At 36.3% G+C, this 22,171-nt stretch carries 21 protein-coding genes, 1 tRNA gene and 1 pseudogene; 11 read left to right on the top strand and 12 right to left on the bottom strand.

Annotated elements, in window-relative coordinates; translation table 11 throughout:
- Window positions 1-3 precede the first annotated feature (3 nt).
- The 5 genes and pseudogenes from MM239_RS16790 to MM239_RS16770 all read left to right on the top strand — a co-directional run bounded on the left by MM239_RS16790 (window position 4) and on the right by MM239_RS16770 (window position 3,515).
- The gene (locus tag MM239_RS16790) at window positions 4-609 is read left to right on the top strand and encodes a Uma2 family endonuclease (protein ID WP_241349411.1); all 606 of its coding nucleotides are present in this window, start codon (window positions 4-6) and stop codon (window positions 607-609) included.
- 352 nt (window positions 610-961) lie between these two features.
- Window positions 962-1,159 (top strand): hypothetical protein, encoded by a 198-nt coding sequence (locus MM239_RS16785; RefSeq protein WP_241349410.1) that lies wholly within the window; start codon window positions 962-964, stop codon window positions 1,157-1,159.
- 71 nt (window positions 1,160-1,230) lie between these two features.
- A complete protein-coding gene (locus MM239_RS16780; protein ID WP_241349409.1) occupies window positions 1,231-2,247 on the top strand; it encodes a TolB-like 6-bladed beta-propeller domain-containing protein in 1,017 nt (338 codons plus the stop codon).
- A 7-nt stretch (window positions 2,248-2,254) separates the two neighbouring features.
- On the top strand, window positions 2,255-2,806 hold the full coding sequence (locus tag MM239_RS16775) for a hypothetical protein (protein WP_241349408.1): 552 nt from the start codon (window positions 2,255-2,257) through the stop codon (window positions 2,804-2,806).
- Window positions 2,807-2,911: 105 nt separating this feature from the next.
- Window positions 2,912-3,515 (top strand): annotated as a pseudogene (locus MM239_RS16770) (Uma2 family endonuclease).
- A gap of 10 nt (window positions 3,516-3,525) precedes the next feature.
- On the opposite strand, the gene nadD reads toward MM239_RS16770, so the two are convergent.
- From nadD to MM239_RS16750, 4 genes are all read right to left on the bottom strand, one after another.
- Window positions 3,526-4,092: a nicotinate (nicotinamide) nucleotide adenylyltransferase gene (gene nadD / locus MM239_RS16765; protein ID WP_241349407.1), complete on the bottom strand. Its 567-nt coding sequence runs from the start codon at window positions 4,090-4,092 to the stop codon at window positions 3,526-3,528.
- A 2-nt stretch (window positions 4,093-4,094) separates the two neighbouring features.
- Window positions 4,095-4,667 (bottom strand): guanylate kinase, encoded by a 573-nt coding sequence (gmk, locus tag MM239_RS16760; RefSeq protein ID WP_241349406.1) that lies wholly within the window; start codon window positions 4,665-4,667, stop codon window positions 4,095-4,097.
- Window positions 4,668-4,797: 130 nt separating this feature from the next.
- Complete coding sequence (locus tag MM239_RS16755; protein ID WP_241349405.1) at window positions 4,798-5,070, bottom strand: anti-sigma factor; 273 nt, start codon at window positions 5,068-5,070, stop codon at window positions 4,798-4,800.
- Between the two features lie 44 nt (window positions 5,071-5,114).
- Window positions 5,115-5,708, bottom strand: a complete 594-nt coding sequence (locus MM239_RS16750) for a sigma-70 family RNA polymerase sigma factor (protein WP_241296035.1) — start codon at window positions 5,706-5,708, stop codon at window positions 5,115-5,117.
- A gap of 425 nt (window positions 5,709-6,133) precedes the next feature.
- On the opposite strand from MM239_RS16750, the gene MM239_RS16745 reads away from it, so the two are divergent.
- Complete coding sequence (locus MM239_RS16745; protein WP_241349404.1) at window positions 6,134-6,976, top strand: lysophospholipid acyltransferase family protein; 843 nt, start codon at window positions 6,134-6,136, stop codon at window positions 6,974-6,976.
- Between the two features lie 10 nt (window positions 6,977-6,986).
- Here the strand turns inward: MM239_RS16745 and MM239_RS16740 are convergent, their stop codons facing one another.
- From MM239_RS16740 to MM239_RS16730, 3 genes are all read right to left on the bottom strand, one after another.
- Window positions 6,987-7,331 (bottom strand): STAS domain-containing protein, encoded by a 345-nt coding sequence (locus tag MM239_RS16740; RefSeq protein ID WP_241349403.1) that lies wholly within the window; start codon window positions 7,329-7,331, stop codon window positions 6,987-6,989.
- Window positions 7,332-7,333: 2 nt separating this feature from the next.
- Window positions 7,334-7,795 (bottom strand): Fur family transcriptional regulator, encoded by a 462-nt coding sequence (locus tag MM239_RS16735; protein ID WP_241296038.1) that lies wholly within the window; start codon window positions 7,793-7,795, stop codon window positions 7,334-7,336.
- A gap of 73 nt (window positions 7,796-7,868) precedes the next feature.
- The gene (locus MM239_RS16730; protein WP_241349402.1) at window positions 7,869-10,094 is read right to left on the bottom strand and encodes a RelA/SpoT family protein; all 2,226 of its coding nucleotides are present in this window, start codon (window positions 10,092-10,094) and stop codon (window positions 7,869-7,871) included.
- Window positions 10,095-10,230: 136 nt separating this feature from the next.
- Between MM239_RS16730 and MM239_RS16725 the strand changes: the two genes are divergently transcribed.
- The 4 genes from MM239_RS16725 (at window position 10,231) to clpX (ending at window position 13,732) form a co-directional block, all read left to right on the top strand.
- Window positions 10,231-10,312: transfer RNA gene (locus MM239_RS16725), tRNA-Leu, on the top strand.
- A 109-nt stretch (window positions 10,313-10,421) separates the two neighbouring features.
- A complete protein-coding gene (tig, locus tag MM239_RS16720; RefSeq protein ID WP_241349401.1) occupies window positions 10,422-11,750 on the top strand; it encodes a trigger factor in 1,329 nt (442 codons plus the stop codon).
- A gap of 82 nt (window positions 11,751-11,832) precedes the next feature.
- Window positions 11,833-12,504, top strand: coding sequence for a ClpP family protease (locus tag MM239_RS16715; protein ID WP_262916633.1), 672 nt, complete (start codon window positions 11,833-11,835; stop codon window positions 12,502-12,504).
- 4 nt (window positions 12,505-12,508) lie between these two features.
- Complete coding sequence (gene clpX, locus MM239_RS16710; RefSeq protein WP_241349400.1) at window positions 12,509-13,732, top strand: ATP-dependent Clp protease ATP-binding subunit ClpX; 1,224 nt, start codon at window positions 12,509-12,511, stop codon at window positions 13,730-13,732.
- A 228-nt stretch (window positions 13,733-13,960) separates the two neighbouring features.
- Here clpX and lpxB read toward each other — a convergent pair whose 3' ends face one another.
- The 5 genes from lpxB to MM239_RS16685 all read right to left on the bottom strand — a co-directional run bounded on the left by lpxB (window position 13,961) and on the right by MM239_RS16685 (window position 21,038).
- A complete protein-coding gene (lpxB, locus tag MM239_RS16705) occupies window positions 13,961-15,064 on the bottom strand; it encodes a lipid-A-disaccharide synthase (protein WP_241349399.1) in 1,104 nt (367 codons plus the stop codon).
- 201 nt (window positions 15,065-15,265) lie between these two features.
- On the bottom strand, window positions 15,266-15,685 hold the full coding sequence (locus MM239_RS16700; RefSeq protein ID WP_241349398.1) for a 6-pyruvoyl trahydropterin synthase family protein: 420 nt from the start codon (window positions 15,683-15,685) through the stop codon (window positions 15,266-15,268).
- A 65-nt stretch (window positions 15,686-15,750) separates the two neighbouring features.
- A complete protein-coding gene (locus tag MM239_RS16695) occupies window positions 15,751-16,431 on the bottom strand; it encodes a hypothetical protein (protein ID WP_241349397.1) in 681 nt (226 codons plus the stop codon).
- A gap of 64 nt (window positions 16,432-16,495) precedes the next feature.
- Window positions 16,496-17,875: a RagB/SusD family nutrient uptake outer membrane protein gene (locus tag MM239_RS16690; RefSeq protein ID WP_241349396.1), complete on the bottom strand. Its 1,380-nt coding sequence runs from the start codon at window positions 17,873-17,875 to the stop codon at window positions 16,496-16,498.
- A 10-nt stretch (window positions 17,876-17,885) separates the two neighbouring features.
- Complete coding sequence (locus MM239_RS16685; RefSeq protein ID WP_241349395.1) at window positions 17,886-21,038, bottom strand: SusC/RagA family TonB-linked outer membrane protein; 3,153 nt, start codon at window positions 21,036-21,038, stop codon at window positions 17,886-17,888.
- A 654-nt stretch (window positions 21,039-21,692) separates the two neighbouring features.
- Between MM239_RS16685 and MM239_RS16680 the strand changes: the two genes are divergently transcribed.
- Entirely contained in the window at window positions 21,693-21,851 is a 159-nt protein-coding gene (locus tag MM239_RS16680) for a hypothetical protein (protein WP_241349394.1), read from the top strand.
- The last annotated feature ends 320 nt before the right edge of the window (window positions 21,852-22,171 follow it).

Genomic DNA, 22,171 nt, shown 5'->3' with positions numbered 1-22,171 from the left:
AACATGGAAAATGAGGAAATCAATCACAAACTGGAGGAGCATTCTGCCGATTACGGTAACTATACCTATGCTGAATACCTGACCTGGCAACTAGACGGAATGGTCGAGCTTATCAAAGGGAAGGTTTTTAAACAGGCCGCTGCACCTAGGGTAAGCCATCAGCGGGTTTCGGGGAGGCTATTTTCAAAGCTATTTACTCACTTAGATCAAAAAAAATGCGAAGTCTTTTCGGCACCCTTTGATGTAAGACTTCCTGTAAAGTCAAGAAAAAATGAAGATATCACTACTGTGGTACAGCCTGATATTTGTGTGGTATGTGATCCTTCCAAATTAGACGACCTGGGCTGTGTAGGCGCTCCAGACTTGATCATCGAAATCCTCTCCCCTGGTAATAATAAAAAGGAAATTCAACACAAATTTGAAGTCTATGAAGAATTTGGAGTAAAAGAATACTGGCTAATTCATCCTAATGAATGTACTCTGATTATCTATACCTTGGTAGATGAGAAATACCAAGGGTCACGACTTTTTACTTTTGGTGACACCGTCACTTCAGAGGCGGTGGAAGGATTCGAGCTTATATTGGACGACGTTTTTGAAGGGATATAGTAGAGAAAGTATGTATATCTTTAAAGACACCAGTAAACAAATCTTATAAGGTATTTTGAACATTCAGACTTTAATGGGTATCTGGTATTAATTGATAGCTCGTTCCATTTTTTTGAATTGATCCACAAGTATTTCTTAATTTAGTAGAATTACTTCTCATGGTGTAATATCGGGTAACTATATAATAAAGAACCACATAAGTAAAAACCTAATTTTTTAAGACATTTTCAAACGAAATATTTTGTATTTAGCTTATATATTATATATTCGAATTGTCAATATTTTTTTTTAAAAAAATATTGACTGCTCAGTAAAATCTACTGAGTACAGTTTAAACCAAAACAACTATATCATGTTTTCAAAAATCAAGATTACTTTAGTAGCCTGTATGCTTTTTGTCGCAGGTGGAATGATGATGGGTAGTAGTAATCAGCTACAAGCGTCTATGGATTGTCCAAATGGGTGTGTGCAAGGTTACACTGGCTGCTTTTGCCATCAATTCCATTGGTTCCTAGCTGAATACGATTGGAATGATGAAGTCGCAGTGTAACTAAAGCAAGAAGTCCATGGGTATTATGGACTTCTTGTTTCAATATTTTTAACCGCAAATAAACTATTTATATGAAAGCATTTTACTATCTATTAATACTATTACTAACATGTTGTTCACTAAAAGATTCTGTTGAAAAATTTGATATAATTAGCGTAGAAACTCTAGATTTTAGTGACAAAATTAAAGACTTTGACACAGAGGAAACAATGACATTTCCACACCTTACAATTATAGGGGATTTTTTGTTTGTTACAGACCTAGCAACTTCAATTGGCAAAGGAGTTCATATATACAATAAAAACACGATGAATTATATCACAAGCACATGTGAATTAGGGGAAGGTCCTGGAGAAATAACAAGGATAGGAGAAATTGCTAAAAGCTACAACAATAAAGAGTTTTGGATGCCAGACTTTGCAAAGTTACAAGCATTTAAGTTTGATATCGACTCTTTGTTAGTAAATAAGGATTATAAACCACGGGTATCTTTACCAATAAAGAATGATTTTTTCCTTACTCGATTTAACGTGCTTTCAGATAGTCTTGCAATCGGTTCTGTATTAGAGCCCCTAAGTTCTGGTACATTTAGAATAAGCTTAGGTAAATGGAATTTAAAAAGAAATGAAACAAAAAAAATTGGATATGAACATCCAAAATTAGAAGGAAAAAGAACAAACGCTTACTTTAACTATTCGCATAAACATTCATTAATGGCTCTTTCATATTTCAATTATGATATTCTAAGCGTTTTTGATAAAGATGGAAACTTAAAATATAACATCACAGGGAAGAATGAACTTAATGAAGAAAATAGGAAATTACGATTCTTTGGACCTGTTAATATAACAAGCAACTATATTATTGCATCATACTCTGGAAATCCAGCTTTTAAAAGAGATATAAATCAAAGACCTAAAGGTGTTGAACCAAGTAAACTTTTATTCTTTAGTCTAAACGGCAAATTGGAAAAAATTTTAGAAACTGGTTTTGGGATCATATCTTTCACAATTGATGAAGATAATAAACGTATAATTTGCAGTTTCAGTGACAGGGAAAATCAAATAGGATACTTCCCCTATGAATAAAATGACAATGAAGAAGTTTTTATTATTAATGGTGGTTATTTCTACCTGCCTAGTTTGCAATAAAAAAAAGGAGAATACAACATTTTTATCAGAACATGACCATCCTGCTGTTAACTTCAATCAAGGACTGAAACTACTTATAAGAGGCAAGCTTTATGATCCTGATTCTATCCTAGACCAATTCATCCATAAAAAGAAAATCGTCTCCATCGTCGATGGTGTCTGTATGAAATGTGTCATCAATGACCTCAATCAAGCCGATCTCATGTTTAGAGAAATCACCAAAGAGAATACTCTTGCTCAAACAATTTATGTATTGAATGTACCTCCAGCCGATTCAGCTTATTTTCTTAGGCATTTTGAGCCATCTATTGATGTGAAGGGTTTGATTCTTTGGGATCACGGCTATACTTTCGAAAACACCAATGATTTACTCACTGCTGATAGAAATCTCCGTACCTTTTTACTTGACGAAAATAATTTCATCAAATTCTTTGGTCATCCACTCTATAACTCAAAATTGATTGAAAAATACAAAAGTGATTTAATCATAGATTGAACGAAACACACAGATTCTTTTTCGATCAATCAAAGTCACTCTTACTTCTTTACAAAAACTCTTGATAATGAAGCTTTAACTCTTAAAATTTCATTATTTTTAAACATGGAAAATGAGGAGATCAATCACAAACTGGAGGAGCATTCTGCCGATTACGGTAACTATACCTATGCAGAATACCTGACCTGGCAACTAGACGGAATGGTCTAGCTTATAAAGGGGAAGGTTTTTAAACAGTTGGCTGCACTAAGGGTAAGCCATCAGCGGGTTTCGGGGAGGCTATTTTCAAAGCTATTTACTCACTTAGAAAAAAAAATGCGAAGTCTTTTCGGCACCCTTTGATGTAAGACTTCCTGTAAAGTCAAGAAAAAATGAAGACATCACTACTGTGGTACAGCCAGATATTTGTGTGGTATGTGATCCTTCTAAATTAGACGACCTGGGCTGTGTAGGCGCTCCAGACTTGATCATCGAAATCCTCTCCCCTGGTAATAATAAAAAGGAAATTCAACACAAATTTGAAGTCTATGAAGAATCTGGAGTAAAAGAATACTGGCTAATTCATCCTAATGAATGTACTCTGATTATCTATACCTTGGTAGATGAGAAATACCAAGGGTCACGACTTTTTACTTTTGGTGACACCGTCACTTCAGTGGCGGTGGAAGGATTCGAGCTTATATTGGACGACGTTTTTGAAGGGATATAGTAGAAGGTATTTAAATATAAAGCTTCTTATCTCTGATGTACCCTTCTACTTTTTCAGGAAGTAAGTATTTGACTGATTTGCCAGCTTGTAAGGCGGATCTGACAAAAGTCGCAGAGATATCCATTATTGGTGCTGATACAAACCTTACATTGGGGTGCTCAAAAGTCGGGTCAGCTCCAGGCCTTGGATATACATAAAGCCCAAAATGCTCCAGTATCTGCTCATGATTTTTCCACTTGTGAAAATGCTGCAAGTTATCGCATCCCACAATCAGCCTAAACTCATGACCAGGAAACTTCTCAGACAATAAAGTAAGTGTGTCTATGGTATAACTTGGCTTAGGCATGTGAAACTCAACATCAGAGGCCTTAAAAAAGAAATGATCGGCAATGGCGAGCTCTACCATCTTTAGCCGATCAAATTCATGAAGCAATGTCTTCCTAGCTTTGAAGGGGTTCTGTGGACTCACCACAAACCACACTTCGTCCAGATCAGTCTGATCTTGCATCACATTGGCTATAATCATATGGCCTATGTGAATAGGATTAAAAGATCCGAAAAAAAGTCCAATTTTCAAATTTATTTCTTTAAGAATTCTCCTACCAATAACTCTGCTTCTGCAAAGGATTTCTGCATATCATCATTGACAATGCTTACGTCAAATTTATTCTCAAAACCCATCTCAAATTTTGCTTTGTATAATCTACGTGATAGGCTTTCTTCTGATTCTGTTCCTCTATCTTTTAGTCTCTCTGTCAATACATCCATAGACGGTACTTTGACAAAAATCGCTAAAGCCTGATCACCAAAATATTTTTTCAAATTCAAACCACCTTTAACATCCACGTCAAAAATAACATGCTTACCAGAATCCCAAATCCGCTGTATTTCTTCTTTGAGAGTCCCATAAAAATTTCCCTCATACACTTCCTCCCACTCAATAAATGCGTCTTTGTCAATTTTTTCTTTAAACTCATCTGGACTTAGAAAGTAATAATCTTTTCCATTTTGCTCTGCCCTACCTCGCTTATCTCTTGTACATGCTGATATAGAAAAACCCAACTGTGGATATTTCCCAATCAAATGTCTAACGATTGTGGTCTTACCTGACCCTGAAGGTGCCGAAAAAATGATTGCTTTGCCTGATGACATGGTTTGAGTTTGGAATATAATCGGTGGAAAATTACTTATTGGGGCATTACTCACCCCTAGGTAGTTTATACCCTAGGTGAATAAACTCTCTTTTATTGTGAAATAAATGTAAGTGGTAGGTAAACTTACATCATTTTATCTCTTCAATCTTTTGTCTGATGTTTGCTACTAGTTCTGAGGGAACTTCATGTTTTGTACATTTATTCCTCAATACTTCTTTGATAGCTTGCTCAAGGTGAAAATGTTCAAAACAAGGCTGACATTTCGCCAATTTAGATTTTAATATTTCTTTTGAATCAGGAACATCGTTCCCATCAAGTATGCTTTCCAGCAATTGAAAGCATTTGCTCACATCCGAGCATTGCAATTTCCTTTCACCTGATTCTTCCAAACTATTTTCCATTGTACTATATTCTTGAGTAATCTATTGTTTCCTTTTATTCTGGACTATCCTTCTTCGTCCGTATTATAACCCATGTTTTGAGCATATGAACGCAACTTTTCCTTCAATAAGTTCCTAGCCCTGTGCAATCTAGACCTGACAGTTCCAATAGGGATATCTAGAATCTTCGCCATTTCTTCATAAGTGAACCCTTCTAGGTCACATAGAATAATCACTGTTCTAAAATCTACAGCAAGACTATTGAGTGCATTTGAAATCTCATCTCCAAGCATATCCTTTACAGAATCTACTCTAAGATCAGATGTCATGCTATAGTCAACATCATCAGAGTTGTAATAAGTTTCAACTTCCTGATAATCTACTTTTGAGGGCTGCTTGCTCTTCTTTCTGTAATCATTGATGAAGCTGTTTTTCAATATCCTGAACAACCATGCCTTGGCATTGGTCCCTTGTTCAAAAGAATTGATAAAACGGTAAGCTTTAAGATAAGTATCTTGCACCAAGTCTTTGGCATCATCTTCATCGAAGGTGAGCCGGTAGCCAAAATTATACATAGAGTCAATGTGAGGCATAAACTCCCCATCAAAGATCTTGTTTTTCTCTTGCTCGGTATATTTTTTTCGCTGTACTTCAGACATAAGATTCAAAAGTAATCATTGACGCAATTTTTAGCTAATTTTTTTTTGATAAAGTGGCAATTGAATCTTATGAATTCATTCATTTAATTGCTATACGAAATAGCCCTTTTATGTATTTTGAGTGAATTTATTGAATTATATGTCACAATTTTATATCAATGTATGTGGATTGATAATAAGATATGCTGATATTTGCCAACTAAATCCTAACAACGATCTTTTTATCTATTACACAGCTTAGCGCATTAAAGTTAGTTAAGCAATTCCACAACATAGAAAGAAACTATTCCCAAAGGAAAAAAGTTGCTCCAGTATATAAATAAGTCTAAAGTGCATATTTTTATAAAAAGTATCAACTCTTCAAATAGTTTTGGTGATTTTCAAAAACGAAAAGTAAAAAACCAATAATCTAAAAAAAAAAAACGATGATAGTAGTAAAATTAATTTCATACTTACCGCTAGGCATACTGTACTTTTTTTCAGACTTATTGTATTTGATTGGTTACTATGTGGTTGGGTATAGAAAAGAAATCATTCGAGAGAATATAAATCATGCATTTCCAGAGAAATCTAAAAAAGAAAAAAGCACAATAGAACGAAAGTTTTTCAGAAACCTTACGGATTCATTTGCAGAAATCATCAAAATGTACACCATTTCGAAATCGGCACTCGACAAGAGGGTTAAGATTCAGAATGCTAATATCCCGCTCGATTTGATTGCTAAAGGAGAAGTTGTGATAGGCATGACTGGTCATTTTTTCAACTGGGAAATGCATTTATTACAAATGATGGCCAATATCAGCACAAAATGTGAAGTCGTCTACCTGAAAGTAAACAATCCCTTTTTTGAAAAATTGATGAAGACAATCAGGGGTAGATTTGGCGGTATACTTGTAGAAAGGAATGAGTTTCAAAGGGAATACCTGCGAAACAGAAATACCCCACGGATGATCGTTTTGGCTGCAGATCAGCGACCTACTCGAGCTGAGGTTAGGTATTGGGCCCCTTTTATGAATAGAGAAACAATATTTTTTGAGGGAGCAGAAAAGCTTGCTAAAAGGTTCAATCACAGCGTAATCTACTCAGACGTACAAAAACCAAAGCGAGGACACTATATTTTCACCTACAGCTTACTATGTGAGCCCCCATACAAAGAAAATAGAGAACATAGCATTACAGATGCCTTTATAAGCCGAACTGAAAAGACCATAAGAGAAAACCCAAGTCTTTACCTGTGGAGTCACAACAGATGGAAAATTAGCAAATAACCGACCTAACTTAACCTAGTTGTATTTTAGCATCTTCTATAGAATCATAAACAGTAAAAATATTATTGAGCTTTGTGATGATCAAAAGTTTTTTGACATGCTCAGAAGGAGATGTGAGGTAAACTTCACCTCCAGCATTTCGCATTTTCGTCAGCATTGTGATTAATACTCCTATACCGCTTGATGAAATGTATCTTACATCCTTGAGGTCCACCACGAAATTGTTTACTTTATCGTTTACCGCATCAGTCACTACTTCGACTAATTTGGGACCTACTTCATCCCCTATCAAGTCCCCTTGAATGTGAAGCACTTGAAAATTGCTTTCTTTGACTAATTGATACTTTAACTTCATACTTATACTTTGTTTTCACACTGTTCTTTAGTGCAATTCCCATACAAAATCAAAGAATGATGAAGTACTTTGAAATCCAGAACTTCACCGACTGTATTTTGAATGTTTTGAATCCTAGGATCACAAAATTCCTTGACCTGATTACAATCTACGCAAATCAAGTGGTCGTGTTGCTTGTACCCATATGATTTTTCATATTGCGCTAGATTTTTACCAAATTGATGCTTTGTAACTAAATCGCATTCCACCAAAAGATCCAGGGTATTGTACACCGTAGCTCTACTTACGCGATAATTCTTGTTTTTCATACTAATGTACAATGACTCGACATCAAAGTGTCCACCCCTGCCATAGATTTCTTCTAATATTGCGTAGCGCTCAGGTGTCTTTCGTAGCTTTTTATTTTCAAGATACGCAGTGAATATTTTTCTTACCTCTTCAAACAAGGTCTCATTTAAGGCCATTCCGCTTCTGTTTTTTTCAAATATAACTGATCTTATTTAGAAATAATTCAAATAAAATCAAATCTGTGTAGTATCAATAATCAAACCTTGTGATTTTTATAATACCCTCAACTTTACTCAAGTTTCCCACAAGTTTCTCTAAATGCTGCGTACTATGCACGTAAAGCTTGATCGTTCCTTCAAATATTCCTGCATCAGAATCAACTGTAATAGAACGCATGTTCACTTTCAATTCATTCGATATCACTTTGGTTACGTCATTAATCAAACCTACCCTATCTGTGCCTACAATTCTCAAGCCTGCCAAAAATGCAATTTCCTGTTGGCTTGTCCACTTGGCTTTAATAACTCTATTCCCGTGATTCGAAAGCAGCTCCAGGGCATTGGGGCATGAAGTACGATGAATTTTAATCCCCTCATTTACAGTCACAAATCCAAACACATCATCACCAGGAATTGGATTACAGCATTTGGCCAAAATATAATCAACCACATCCATATCCTCTCCTATGAGGAGCTGATCATGATCAGGCCCTTTGAGGCTTTTGAGTTGTTTGGTAAATGAAGACTCATCTTTTACCACTTCCAAGGTTGGCTTACTCTTTTGACGCTTATCATCCTTAAAGTCTTTAAAGCCCTTAATAGATGTAGACTCTATTATACCCTTACCAACTTTATAGTAAAACTCATTTGCGGTCTTTGTCTCAAAAAACGCCCTTAGTTGCTCTACCGTTTCAGAGTTGAAGTCAAGCTTCATTTGTTTTAGTTTTCTCTGAACTATCTCTCTCCCATCCAAAATTGAAGAACGCTTCTCTTCACGTAACGCATCCTTGATCTTCGCCTTTGCTCGAGAAGTAACGACCACATTGAGCCAATCTTCGGTGGGCTTCTGTTTATTGGAAGTTAGAATTTCTACTTGATCCCCATTTTTTAGTTTATGATTGATAGAGACTAGCTTTTGGTTCACTTTGGCACCGATACACTTTGCCCCTACTTCCGTATGAATTTCAAATGCAAAGTCAAGTGCAGTGGATCCAAATGGCATCACTTTCAGGTCTCCCTTGGGAGTAAATACAAAAACTTCATCATGGAATAAGTTACCTCTAAAATCATCCATAAACTCAATTGCAGAACCATCATTTGATTCCAAGAGCGTACGAACTTGTGTGATCCAATCATCCAAGCCTGTCGAAGGCTTAGCTGTAGCGGAATCCCTATCCTTGTATTTCCAATGCGCTGCATACCCCCTTTCGGCAATGTCGTCCATTCGTTGAGTTCTAATTTGCACCTCTACCCATTGACCGGTATTACTCATGACTGTGGTATGAAGAGACTCATAGCCATTGGATCTAGGTGTGCTGATCCAATCCCTAAGGCGATCAGGATTGGGTCTGTAAAAATCTGTAACCACTGAGTAAACTTGCCAACAATCAGCCTTTTCACTTTCGAGATCACAATTCAATATGATTCGGATAGCAAACAGATCATACACCTCTTCGAAAGGTATATTCTGCTTTTTCATCTTATTGTAAATACTATATACCGACTTAGGTCTACCCTTGATAGAGAAATCAAAACCTTGATCTCTGAGTTCATCTTCTATCGGAGTAATAAAAGTCTTTATAAATTTATTTCTAGAAAGTCTAGTCTCGTTGATTTTTTCAACGATAAAGGTATAAGTATCAGATTCTGTATATTTCAAATAAAGGTCTTCAAGCTCGGATTTGATCGTGTACAAACCCAGCCTATGTGCCAAAGGCGCATAAAGATACATGGTCTCAGAAGCTATCTTAAGCTGCTTATGTCTTGGCATGCTACCTAGTGTCCTCATGTTATTGAGTCTATCAGCTATTTTGATAAGAATCACCCTGACATCATCAGAAAGGGTGAGTAGCATTTTCCTGAAATTTTCCGCTTGCTGTGAAGAGCCATAGTCAAATACTCCTGAGATTTTGGTAAGCCCATCGATAATCTGAGCTACTTTCACACCGAATTCTCTTTCGATATCCTCGAGCTCCCATTCAGTATCTTCTACTACATCATGAAGCAATGCAGCCACTATACTCGTTGGCCCAAGGCCAATTTCCTCTACGCAAACTAAAGCTACTTCTAACGGATGATAGATATAAGGCTCTCCAGACTTTCGTCTCATTTCCTTGTGCGCCTCATTAGACACATTGAACGCCTTCTTGATCACCTTTGCATCCCCAGGTTTGAGTAGCGGCTTTGCCAATCTAAGCAACTTCCTATATCGCTTCAGTATCTCTTTTCTTTCTTCTTCTAGATCGACTTGTATCATATATTCGAAGGTAAAAACAATTCCAAAATAAAGTCAAATGGCGCTACAATATTTTTTTTCAAAATTTTTAGATTTTTTTTAAGCTGAAGTTTGCAAATTAAATTAGCCTTATTACCTTTGCATCCACATTAGATAAGCGGATGTGGCGAAATTGGTAGACGCACTAGACTTAGGATCTAGCGCCGCGAGGCATGGGGGTTCGAGTCCCTCTATCCGCACGTTTTCAGACCCTCAATCACGGTTCCGATTTCGAATTAGCTTCGGCTCTTCGAAAGGAGAAAAGAGATTGAGGGTTTTTAGTTAAACACAAATCAAAATCAATACACCTTGGAAATCACACTAGACAAGCATTCAGCAAATCAAGCTTCGGTTAAAATTACACTAAATGAAGCAGATTATCAACCAAAGGTTGATGCGAAAGTTAAAGAATACGCAAGGAAAGCTAATATAAAAGGCTTTAGACCAGGCAAGGCACCCATAGCAATGGTGAAAAAACTTTATGGTACCTCTGTATTGGTTGATGAAATCAATGGATTGCTTTCTTCATCTTTGAATGATTATCTAAAATCTCAGACTTTTAGAATCCTCGGGGATCCTCTTCCTGTAATCGAAGATGCGGACAAGATCGACTGGGCAAACCAAAAAGATTTTCAGTTCGAATACAAAATTGGATTTGTAGACAACCTAGACATCAATTTTGACAAGTCTCTTAATGCTACAAGCTATTCCCTAGAAGTAGATCAAGCAACGATTGATGATGCAGTATCAAACTTGAGAAGACAATATGGCTCAATGACCAATCCCGAAGAAAGCCAAGAAGGGGACTTCATTTATGGTGATCTTAAAGAAGTGAATGGTGATTTTGAAAAGACATTCTCACTACCGTTATCAAAAGTAGACGGTAGGTCTTTGAAAAAATTCATTGGTCTTAAAAAAGGCGACATTATAGAGTTTGATCCTTCTAAATCCATTAAAGAAGACCTTGCTGAGACTGTCGGTGTGGAAGAAGAAGAAGTAGAAAAGCTATCTGGTAAATTCACTTTCATCGTTCAAAACATCAACAGAACAGAAGATGCAGAATTGAATCAAGAGCTTTTTGACAAAGTATTTGGTCCAGGTCAAGTAGATTCTGAAGAAGCTTTTATGGAAAAAGTAAAAGCTATTATGAATGATAACTATAATAGAGAAGTTAAAGTATTCAGCGACGAAAAGATCAAAGATACTTTGATCGAAAATGTAAAGATAGATTTGCCTGAAGACTTCTTGAAAGAATGGCTTCTAAGAGCTAATGAAGGCAAGGTAACTTCAGAGCAAGTAGAGAAAGAGTACCCAATATACGCTAAGCAACTTCAATGGACGATCATCTCAAATGAAATCGCTAAGAAGAATGAGATAAAAGCTGAGCATGAAGAGGTAATTGAGAAAACCAAAGAGATGGTAAGAGAGCAATTTGCTTCATCTGGCATGGGCGCTCAACTTGAAAATAGCATGGATATGTTTGTAGACAACTACCTCCAAGGAAATGAAGGACAGAACTACATGCAGATGCTGACATCAGTACAAAACGAAAAAGTATTGGCTCATGTCAAAGAAAATATAGATCTAACTGAGGAAGTTATCTCAATTGACAAGTTCAAAGAGTTAATAGAAAACTAATTCAGAAATAAAATCGTTTAGAAAAAGTCCTTCATAAAGTAAGGGCTTTTTTTATTTTTGTAAACGACTAAACAAAATCAATATGTTTAACAAAGACGAATTCAGAAAGTACGCAGTACACCATCAAGGCATCAGTGGAAATGCATTTGATCAATACGATACATTTATCAATGGCATGACCAGATCGGTAATCGAAGAGAGACCGACCAACTTTAGAGAGATTGATGTTTTCTCTAGGCTGATCATGGATAGAATCATATTCTTGGGTACACAAGTGGATGATTTTATTGCGAACATCATCACTGCACAGTTACTTTTCTTAGAATCAACAGATCCTAAGAAAGACGTTCTTCTTTACATCAACAGTCCTGGAGGTTCAGTGACTGCTGGGCTTGGGATCTATGACACCATGCAATACATCAATCCTGACGTAGCTACAATCTGTACTGGTATCGCAGCTTCAATGGGAGCCGTATTGTTATCTGGAGGCGCCAAAGACAAGAGGTCAGCCCTACAGCACTCAAGAGTAATGATCCACCAGCCTTCCGGCGGTATGCAAGGCCAATCTAAGGATATGGAAATCTCCTTGAAACTGATCTTATCTATGAAGCAAGAGTTATATGAAATCCTTGCACAGCATACTGGCAAGACTTTTGACGAAATAGAACGCGATTCTGATAGAGATTATTGGATGAAAGCTCCTGAAGCTAAGGAGTATGGATTGATAGACGAAGTATTGACAAGAAAGAAGTAAAAAAATGGCTCAAGTAACATGTTCCTTTTGTGGTAGAAACAAAAAAGATGTAGATCTGATGGTATCAGGAATCTCTGCTCATATCTGTAATTTCTGCATTGATCAGGCTTTTCAGATTTTGGGAGAAGAAGAGAAAACTAAAAAGACTAAGACATCTCAGAAATTCAAGCTAAAAAAACCTAAGGAACTAAACCAGTATCTTGACCAATATGTAATCGGACAACAAGATGCAAAAAAAGTACTAACTGTAGCTGTCTACAACCACTACAAGAGGCTACAGCAAAAACCTGATGCAGATGAGATCAAGATAGAAAAATCTAACATCATCATGGTCGGAGAAACAGGTACAGGCAAGACATATTTGGCTAAAACTTTAGCCAAGACTCTTGAAGTACCCTTTTGCATTGCTGATGCAACAGTATTGACTGAGGCAGGTTATGTGGGAGAAGATGTGGAAAGTATACTGACTCGACTTCTTCAGGCAGCTGACTACAATGTGGAAGCTGCTGAAAGAGGTATAGTCTATATTGACGAAATCGATAAAATCGCTAGAAAATCAGACAACCCATCTATCACTAGAGATGTAAGTGGAGAAGGTGTACAACAAGCACTTCTAAAACTCCTTGAAGGTACTGTGGTAAACGTACCACCTCAAGGCGGTCGTAAGCATCCAGATCAAAAAATGATTGCTGTCAACACAGAAAATATTCTATTCATCTGTGGAGGGGCGTTTGATGGAATCAGCAGACATATCGCACGTAGACTCAATACACAGCCTTTGGGTTTTGCTAAGCAAGAGGAAAAAGCACATGCAGATAGAGACAATCTACTTCAATATGTAACTGCACAAGACTTGAAGTCTTTCGGTTTAATTCCAGAATTGATTGGGAGGTTACCTGTAGTTACACATTTGGATCCCCTGGACAAAGATGCCTTGAAAAGCATCTTGACAGAGCCTAAAAATGCACTAACAAAGCAATACAAAAAGCTAATGGAGATGGAAGATGTCTCTTTGGTGTTTGACGAAAGTGGTATTGACTATATTGTAGAAAAAGCCATGGAGTACAACTTAGGTGCAAGGGGACTTCGGTCTATATGCGAAGCCATAGTAACTGATGCCATGTACGAGCTACCTTCACTAGAAGGGAAAAAAGAGCTTGTGATTGATGCTAAATATGCAAGCGCACAATTTGATAAATCTAAATTCAAAAAGTTACAAGTAGCTTAAAATCAAAAAAGAAGACTCTGATTTTCAATCAGAGTCTTCTTTTTTGATTTCATTTTGGAGCAAATAGATAGCGCTAGCTGAAAAAGCAAATCAAGCCGAATCATTGAACAAGATTGCACCTGCTTAAAAAGACAATATTCAATAAAAGTAGGATTAATCAAAATTTTGAAAGTTACTTTTCCAGTTGGTATTTTTCAGAAGACCCTAAATAAATGGATAGCAGTTTTATTACTCCTTACCTGTATAAATGAGACTTGCTGTTTCTTCTGAAGCCATCTTATCTCCTATTCTTGATTTGATTTCATCATATCCTTGAAGTATTCCCCCTCTGTAAACAGTGTTAGTAAGAATCTTATTCAATTCCTGCGATAAGTTCGATTTATCAAAATCACTTTGGATTAGTTCCTTAACTACTTCCTTGTCAGCTATCAGGTTCACTAAAGAAATATACGGAACCTTGATTAGGTTTTTGGCAATTGCATAACTCAGTCCACTTGTCTTGTAAACGACGACTTGAGGCACCCTAAACAAGGCTGTTTCCAAGGTAGCTGTTCCGGATGTAACAACAGCAGCATTGGCATGATGAAGCAAATCATACGTCTGATCAAAAATCACTTTAATCCCCGCATCTATTGCAGGCTGATACAAGTCAGCGTTAAGGTTTCGAACACCGGCAATTATAAATTGAGCATTGGGGAAATTTCCAACCAATTCAATCATTATACGCATCATATTTTTTAGCTCTTGAGACCTACTACCTGGTAACAAAGCAATGATTGGTTGATAACTTAACTCATTCTTTTGATGAAAAAAATCATGAGGCTTGAACGCTCTCAGTTCGTCCAATAGAGGATTACCCACATAATGAGCCTTTACTCCATACTTTTCAAAAAAACGAATTTCAAATGGCAGTATGCAGTAAACTTGATCTACATATGCCTTAATCTTCAAGGCACGTTTTTGATTCCAAGCCCAAACTTTGGGTGGGATATAATAATGAACGGGAATTTGATGCAATTTGGCAAACTTGGCAATTTTCATATTGAAGCCACCGTAATCTACAAGGATGATTACATCAGGTTTGTATAAATGAATGTCCTTTTTGATCACAGACAGGTATTTCAACACCTTCCTAAAACCTAATAATACTTCCAAAAACCCCATCAAGGCAATCTCTTTATAATGCACATGCAAATTTTGGCCGGCTTCAGCAGAATAATCACCTCCCATGCCTCTAAACTCAGCATACGGATCTTTGCGGAATAAAGCCTTTATCAAATTAGATGCGTGCAGATCACCTGAGCGCTCTCCTGAAATTACATAATACTTCATCAGCCTATTAATTATTAGTTGAATCTGAATTAAATATACAAATATTGATGTTGGGGTTACACTTAAAATAGCAAAATGGTTGAAGAAACATATGTTTAAGTTAAATGAAACAGATTCATGAAAACACAAAAAAACAAAGGTAGCTCAATTCAAACTGAACTACCTTTAAATATTACCTCTTAAATTCTAGCGGCTTTTTGGTTATTCACCAAAATACTCCACAAAATTTCTTGGTGTCTCATATAGTGTGAGCTTGTGAAGTTTTCCATGTGGCACGATTTCATTTACAGCAGGTTCAAGAATTTTCCAAAATTCCATAACGAGATTTTCGCAGCTAGCCATTTTTCCATACATGAAATCTACATCAAGATTAAGGTTCTTGTGGTCTACTTTATCGATTACAAGAGTCCTAATGATGGTACTTAGCTGCTTGAGGTCTACAACAAATCCTGTATCTGGATCAGGTAAACCTTTAACCATAACGATAAGCTCAAAATTGTGTCCATGCCAATTGACATTGGCGCAAGGCCCAAAAACCTCAACATTTTTCTCTTCCGACCATTTAGGGTTCCAAAGCTTATGAGCAGCATTGAAGTGTTCCTTTCTGCAAACGTATATCATACTTCGTTGATTTGGAGTGCAAATTTAAGGGAAAAGAAATAAATAAGTTAAAAAAAGAGAAATTACTACATTTTGATTGTGGAAATCAAATCCATAATAGATTCATAAGAATTAAATTTCAATTGATTTGAATCCAATTTCTTTTGAATATCTTCGTATTTATCATAGTTATTCTTCAGCCACTTTTTATTCATTTTAAACTCTTCCAAATTATCATCATTTGATTTAAAAAACTTAACTTTTTTTATGTACTCATCATAATTATTACCACCAGAATAGGCTCCTCCCACATTACCTTTGATCAAAGTAACCTCATGATTTAAGAAAATCACTTGTCCATCTTTCAACATAACCCTTTCAAGATACCATTCATTTTTATCAGTTTTTACAACTCTATTAATGAATGTATCCGAATCATTAAATACTAAAGAATCAAATTGCAAGTTTTCTAAAAATTGTAACCCTTTATTAGAACTCCTAACTATTAATTTTTCTTCAAGATGAATGTTATATTCAGAAGAATCTATAACCTCACCACCTTTATAAATAGATCCATTCTTAAGCTTTTCAAATATCAAGGGACTACCTTTGGTAGATGCTTTTACAGGCTTCATTTCACGCACAATATTTCCAGCACCGCCAAGCTGATCCATGTTGTTTTGAGAATCAAATCCAGAACTAACTTGAGCAAAAGAAATATGACAAACAAATAAAACTAATGAGAGAGACGAGATAAGAAATTTCATACTTGTAATATTTAGAAAAAAAATGAGGTAGTTTACACTACCTCATTTTTAATTTAGACAAATTTTAATATTGAGGATTTTGTGCTACGACCCCTCCAGCAGTAAGAACTTCTCTTTCTGGTATCGGCATCAAAGCCCTGAAAGGTTCTATACTAAACGTAGAAACAACTCTATTGGTTCTCCTTAGGTCAAACCATCTATGCCCCTCGAAAGCAAGTTCTATTCTTCTTTCATTCAACACCAATGTTTCTAATTCAGCGACAGAAGTAGCTGTCACTGCAGGAAGTCCAGCTCTTTCTCTAACTTCATTTAATAATCCAACTCCAGTTTGAAGATTTGCGGCACTAGCTTTTGCGGCAGCTTCAGCAGCAATTAAGTAAAGCTCAGCTCTTCTTAGAATGATAACATGATCATCACCATTGGTTATTCTATAGTACTTAGCAGTAGTGCCAGCTGCTGGACTTGGAGCAGCAGAACCGTTATTGACAGCAAGCCTTCTATCTCCAGCCTCATGAGCAGTCAAGAAGCCTTGATTTGGAGCCAACTCGTTTCTACCACCTCTAGCTGTTGGGAAAAAGAAGAAAGCAATTGAGTTACTATTAGTTGGGTCAAATTGCAATTCGAAGATTGACTCTGGGGTAACGTTTTGATTCAAATAAAGATCTGCAAAATTTGCAGCAAGATCTGAACCATCTCCAGCGATTACTGAATTTGCTAATTCATAAGCTCTTGGCCAATCATTTTGATACATTGCAGCCCTAGCTCTCAATGCAACAGCAGCCGTTCTTGTAGCGCGCGCAGGACCACCTGTAGTAGGCAAATTATCGATTGCATATTGAAGATCGGCATTGATTAAAGTCCAAACTTCAGCTTCAGTTGATCTAGGCTTTGGTTCGGCATCACCTGGTGTCAAAGTTGGTGTATCAAATATTGATAAGCCAAGACCATTAGCTGTTCCATAGCCTTCTGGAGTACCACCAAACCATAGTAAAAGGTTCATATAGTTCAAAGCCCTTAGGAATCTTGCCTCACCAATAGCCGCTTCTTTGTTCAAAGAAGCATCATTTATACCAGGAACATTAGCGATGATATTATTTGATCTATTGATTCCCGCATAGATGGTATTCCATAAGTTCGACCATTCTACGTTATTTGCAAGTACCTGTCTTTGATCAATTTGACCAAAAGTAGGAAAAGTACCAGTCCAAGAAATTTCATCGGCAGCTAGACCAGCAAAAGCCCAGTGTCTAAGACCGTAAGAGTTTGCACTCTGCAAAGAACTGTAAGCACCAATAATTGCAGCTCTTACAGAAGAATTATCTACCCAAACTTGCTCAGGAGCAAGCTGTGCTTGAGGTTGCTGCCTCTCTAAGAGATCACAGCTAGAAAGTATAGCAGCGGAGGATAATACTGCAACTATACCTGATTTTATATATCTTTTCATATTATTCATTTTAGAAACCAACGTTAACACCCAAAGTATAAACTCTAGCTTGAGGATAAGTCAAGAAATCTGTTCCAGGGGAAGTATTTGTAATGTTGAATGTACTAACCTCTGGATCAAAACCTTTATAATTAGTCCAAGTCAAAAGATTTTGGCCAGATGCATAAACCCTTATAGACCTAGCATACACCTTGTTAGCTATACTTGAAGGAAGGTTATATCCAATGCTTAAATTCTTTAACCTCATGAAAGAACCATCTTCGATCCAACGGTCAGATACTCTTCTGTTGTTATTAGGATCTCCATGGACAGCCCTTGGCATTGTGGTGCTTGGGTTTTCAGGAGTCCATCTGTCCAAAGTACCTGAAGTCTGTCCAAATACACCGTTCATACCTTCAGAGAAAGACCTGGTGTTATTGTATATTTGGTTTCCATAGTTAAACTGTAAGAATGCCATGATGTCAAAATCTCCAAATTGGAAAGTATTTGTCAAACCTCCAAAAAACTTCGGCTGAGCACTTCCTAGTATTTCTTGATCATTAGTATTAAGAACACCATCTCCATTTAGATCTCTAAACATAATATCACCCAATTGAGCAGCTGATTGACCCTGGGCTCTAGCAATTGCCAAATCTTCAGCATTTTGAATAATTTTTTCAGTTCTAAAACCTCTAAAAGAACCAAGTGGCTGACCTTCTTCTACCCAGCTGGCAAAACCTGCCGCAAAAGGGTTACCTGCTAGCTGAAGCACTTCATTTCTATTGAATGTGATATTAAAGTTAGTTCTCCAACTGAAGTTTCTCTTGTCAATATTTACTGTATTCAAAGAAAATTCCCAACCTCTATTTCTAATAACACCAATATTTTCCTGAACGCCAGTGAAACCAGAAGAACCTACCAATGGTCTGCTCAACAACAATTGGTTATTGTCCATAGAATAGTATTCAGCTGACAAGTAGATTCTATCTTCCAAGAAACCAATATCCGCTCCTATATTATACTGCTCTTGTCTTTCCCAAGACAATCCTGGGTTACCTAGTTGGTTTGGTTGAACACCTGCTAATTGGTTATAGTTTGCTCCTACGTTGAACAATGTCAAGGAAGCAAAGTTACCAATCTCTTGGTTACCAGTAATACCATATGAAGCTCTCCACTTGAATTCAGAAATAACATTTTTAATATTACTCATAAAGCCCTCTTCTGACATTCTCCATCCAACTGAACCAGCGGGGAACACACCAAACCTATTGTCTTCACCAAATCTTGAAGAACCATCTGCTCTAATAGAGAAGCTAGCTAAATATCTCTCATCGAAGTTATAATTAAACCTTGAGAAGTAAGATTCAAGTGCCCATGAAGTACCACCTGAAGTAGCTTCTGTTTTCACAGAACCTGCAGACAATCTTCTGATTGTATTCCCTGGGAACACGGTTGCTTCTGCGAAAAGACTTTCGTAAGTAGACTCTTGCTGTGAATAACCTAACATGGCACTAACATTATTCTTACCAAATGATTTAGAATAATTAAGGGTGTTCTCCCAAATCCAGTTAATATCAGATCTTTGAGATGACTGACCAAGCCCATTACTTCCTGCACCAGTGTTGGTAGTAGTTGGTTGGAATCTATCTTCTTTCAAACTCAAGTAGTCAATACCGATAGATGATCTGAATTTCAAACCAGGAATAATATCATATTCCACAAACCCATTACCAATAACTCTTGCAGAAACTGATTCAAAAAATGGTTCCAAACCCGCTGCGATAGGGTTTTCTGTTGATGCCCCTGGGTCTTTGTAATAGGTACCATCTTGTCTAAAGATAGGGATATCATTAGCTACCAAAACAGCTGTAGAAAGGACACCGTTGATATTATTGTCATTTTGCGGTCTTAGAGCTGTTGATCTAGATAAACCTAGGTTACCACCTACCTTAATTTTGTCACTTACTTTGTTTTCAAGATTTATTCTTAAGTTAAGTCTTTCAAAACCAGAACCAATCTGAATACCATCTTGAAAGAATGAGGTACCCGAAATTCTAAAAGTAGTTCTGTCATTACCTCCAGAAACCGCTACATCTGTTTGTCTAATTGGAGCTGTTCTGAAAATCTCAGATAACCAATCATTGTTAACTGCTGTGGCTGGATTTTGGAAAACTGAAAGATCCCTGACACCGTCACCATTATCCACTGCTTGATAAAGACCATTGCTTACGGCAAATCCTGCATCACTATACAACCAAGTAGCATAATCTTCTGCTGATCTCCAAGTCACACCACTTCCTACGACTTGTCCATTGGCATTTGTGAATCTATTCCTTACTTGATCTACAAACAAAGAAACTTGCTCAGAACCTGTCAATTTTTGAACTGGATCATTTTGTCTTTGCTGTATACCAGAATAGTGGCTTATATCAACCCTAGTTGAACCAGCTTTACCACCTTTAGTAGTAATCAAAACAACACCATTTGCACCTCTTGAACCATAGATAGCAGTCGCTGCTGCATCCTTAAGAACTTCCATTGACTCAATATCATTTGGATTTAAATCAGAAAGCGCATTAGTCAACTGACCTCCAGCTCCAATAGCAGTGTAAGAACCAGTATTGATAGGAACTCCATCAATAACATACAAAGGCTCTGAACTCGCGTTCAATGAACCTGTACCTCTAATCCTAACTGAAATACCTGCACCTGGAGTTCCAGAAGATTGCGTAACTTGTACACCTGCTGCTCTTCCTTGCAATGCTTGATCAACTCCAAGAAGTGGCAAGTTTTTGATATCTTCTGCACCAACTGAAGCTATAGCACCAGTAACCTCCCTTTTTGTCTGAACACCATACCCTGTCACCACAACTTCACCGAGTAGCTTAGAATCTGGCTTTAACACTAAATTAACTTGTGATCTATTACCAATATTCAGCTCTTGAGCTACAAAACCCATAAAGCTAAAAATTAGATTTGCCTGGCCTTCAGGAACATTTATAGAATAATTACCATCTAAATCAGTGGTAGTACCTAATGTAGTTCCTTTTACCAAAATTGAAACTCCTGGTAGTGGCAATCCATCTTCTTCTGATGTCACCGTCCCAGTCACTACGCGACTTTGAGCAAATGCTGAAGCACCTACAAAAAGGAGCGCAAGTCCTAGAAGTAAAACTTTCCTCATATTAATTTTTTTTGGTTTAACGATACCCCAATTTTATCCATTAACTTGATATAATCCAACAATAATAGAAAAATTTATACTTGATTACCTAAAAAACTCTAGCTACAAACATTGGATTTCAAAACAAAAACAAAATTATATTTTATAAATATAAAAAATTTACACTATTTAAAAAAAACTTAGAGAAAAAGTACGCTTAATTAAAATATAATTTTTTTTTTAACTTTCATTAACAACACTAAAAACTAATTATCAAGTATTGAACTAAAATAAATATGGTTTTTTTTATATTATTAAATGTTATTTCAATATAAAAAACATTTAATATACTTTTTGATCTTATATATAATAATAAACTATTCTAAAAAAAGTCCTTCTTGAAATATGAAATAACAATATTTAATATCGAAATAAGTAAAATATCACTATTTACAACCAAACAAATAAACTTACCCAGAATTAAAAACATTATTCACGACAAATAACAGAATACAATATCAGTAAACTTTTATTTTTTTAACAATTAGGTAATACATGAAAAATGATAAAAAAAATATGGATCTCCGTGATGTTACAAGTAACCAAAAATTCTAGGACAGCGAATAACCATGTGTATAAATTAAGGTCTAAAATGGGAAAAGAGATAGCATCTATATGCTAAAAGGAATTATTGAATATGATGAAGCATATATTGAAAAGGCTGTTGATGAAAAGATAAAGAATCAACTGAAACGGGGAATAGGTAGCTATATACAAGCAATAGTTGCTTTTGCAGCTGAATCGACCCCGATTGAAGGTAAAAATACGGGATAGAAATCAAAACATTGTGGTTTTTTCAAAATGAAGTCGATTCCAGTTGCATTAGAGAGATCTGTTGAATGGTTTTGTTAATGAGGCATAAAGAATCGGTATTAATCACGGATAAAAATCAAGCTTATGTTAATTTGGAAAGACTTATAGCATGTCATTTAAAAGTTAAATTACTTAAATATTAAAGGTGAATAAGAAATAGAGTAGGAAGATAGGGATTATTTCCCTATCTGTCCTCTCACACCACCGTACGTACCGTTCGGTATACGGCGGTTCTTTAAGTTTTGATTCTAACCTTTTGGTAATAGTCCGACAGGAATACA

It is taken from the genome of Belliella filtrata, assembly GCF_022549775.1.
Taxonomy (GTDB): domain Bacteria; phylum Bacteroidota; class Bacteroidia; order Cytophagales; family Cyclobacteriaceae; genus Belliella; species Belliella filtrata.
Note: the sequence above shows the minus strand (reverse complement) of the source record. Positions and strands in the feature narration are given on the sequence as shown.

Bases quoted from the DNA above. Each gene is read 5' to 3' on its own strand.
- MM239_RS16790 (WP_241349411.1), top strand. From the start codon at position 4: ATGGAAAATGAGGAAATCAATCACAAACTGGAGGAGCATTCTGCCGAT.
- MM239_RS16785 (WP_241349410.1), top strand. From the start codon at position 962: ATGTTTTCAAAAATCAAGATTACTTTAGTAGCCTGTATGCTTTTTGTC.
- MM239_RS16780 (WP_241349409.1), top strand. From the start codon at position 1,231: ATGAAAGCATTTTACTATCTATTAATACTATTACTAACATGTTGTTCA.
- MM239_RS16775 (WP_241349408.1), top strand. From the start codon at position 2,255: ATGAAGAAGTTTTTATTATTAATGGTGGTTATTTCTACCTGCCTAGTT.
- gmk (WP_241349406.1), bottom strand. From the start codon at position 4,667: ATGTCATCAGGCAAAGCAATCATTTTTTCGGCACCTTCAGGGTCAGGT.
- MM239_RS16755 (WP_241349405.1), bottom strand. From the start codon at position 5,070: ATGGAAAATAGTTTGGAAGAATCAGGTGAAAGGAAATTGCAATGCTCG.
- MM239_RS16750 (WP_241296035.1), bottom strand. From the start codon at position 5,708: ATGTCTGAAGTACAGCGAAAAAAATATACCGAGCAAGAGAAAAACAAG.
- MM239_RS16745 (WP_241349404.1), top strand. From the start codon at position 6,134: ATGATAGTAGTAAAATTAATTTCATACTTACCGCTAGGCATACTGTAC.
- MM239_RS16740 (WP_241349403.1), bottom strand. From the start codon at position 7,331: ATGAAGTTAAAGTATCAATTAGTCAAAGAAAGCAATTTTCAAGTGCTT.
- MM239_RS16735 (WP_241296038.1), bottom strand. From the start codon at position 7,795: ATGGCCTTAAATGAGACCTTGTTTGAAGAGGTAAGAAAAATATTCACT.
- MM239_RS16730 (WP_241349402.1), bottom strand. From the start codon at position 10,094: ATGATACAAGTCGATCTAGAAGAAGAAAGAAAAGAGATACTGAAGCGA.
- MM239_RS16715 (WP_262916633.1), top strand. From the start codon at position 11,833: ATGTTTAACAAAGACGAATTCAGAAAGTACGCAGTACACCATCAAGGC.
- clpX (WP_241349400.1), top strand. From the start codon at position 12,509: ATGGCTCAAGTAACATGTTCCTTTTGTGGTAGAAACAAAAAAGATGTA.
- lpxB (WP_241349399.1), bottom strand. From the start codon at position 15,064: ATGAAGTATTATGTAATTTCAGGAGAGCGCTCAGGTGATCTGCACGCA.
- MM239_RS16700 (WP_241349398.1), bottom strand. From the start codon at position 15,685: ATGATATACGTTTGCAGAAAGGAACACTTCAATGCTGCTCATAAGCTT.
- MM239_RS16695 (WP_241349397.1), bottom strand. From the start codon at position 16,431: ATGAAATTTCTTATCTCGTCTCTCTCATTAGTTTTATTTGTTTGTCAT.
- MM239_RS16690 (WP_241349396.1), bottom strand. From the start codon at position 17,875: ATGAAAAGATATATAAAATCAGGTATAGTTGCAGTATTATCCTCCGCT.
- MM239_RS16685 (WP_241349395.1), bottom strand. From the start codon at position 21,038: ATGAGGAAAGTTTTACTTCTAGGACTTGCGCTCCTTTTTGTAGGTGCT.
- MM239_RS16680 (WP_241349394.1), top strand. From the start codon at position 21,693: ATGCTAAAAGGAATTATTGAATATGATGAAGCATATATTGAAAAGGCT.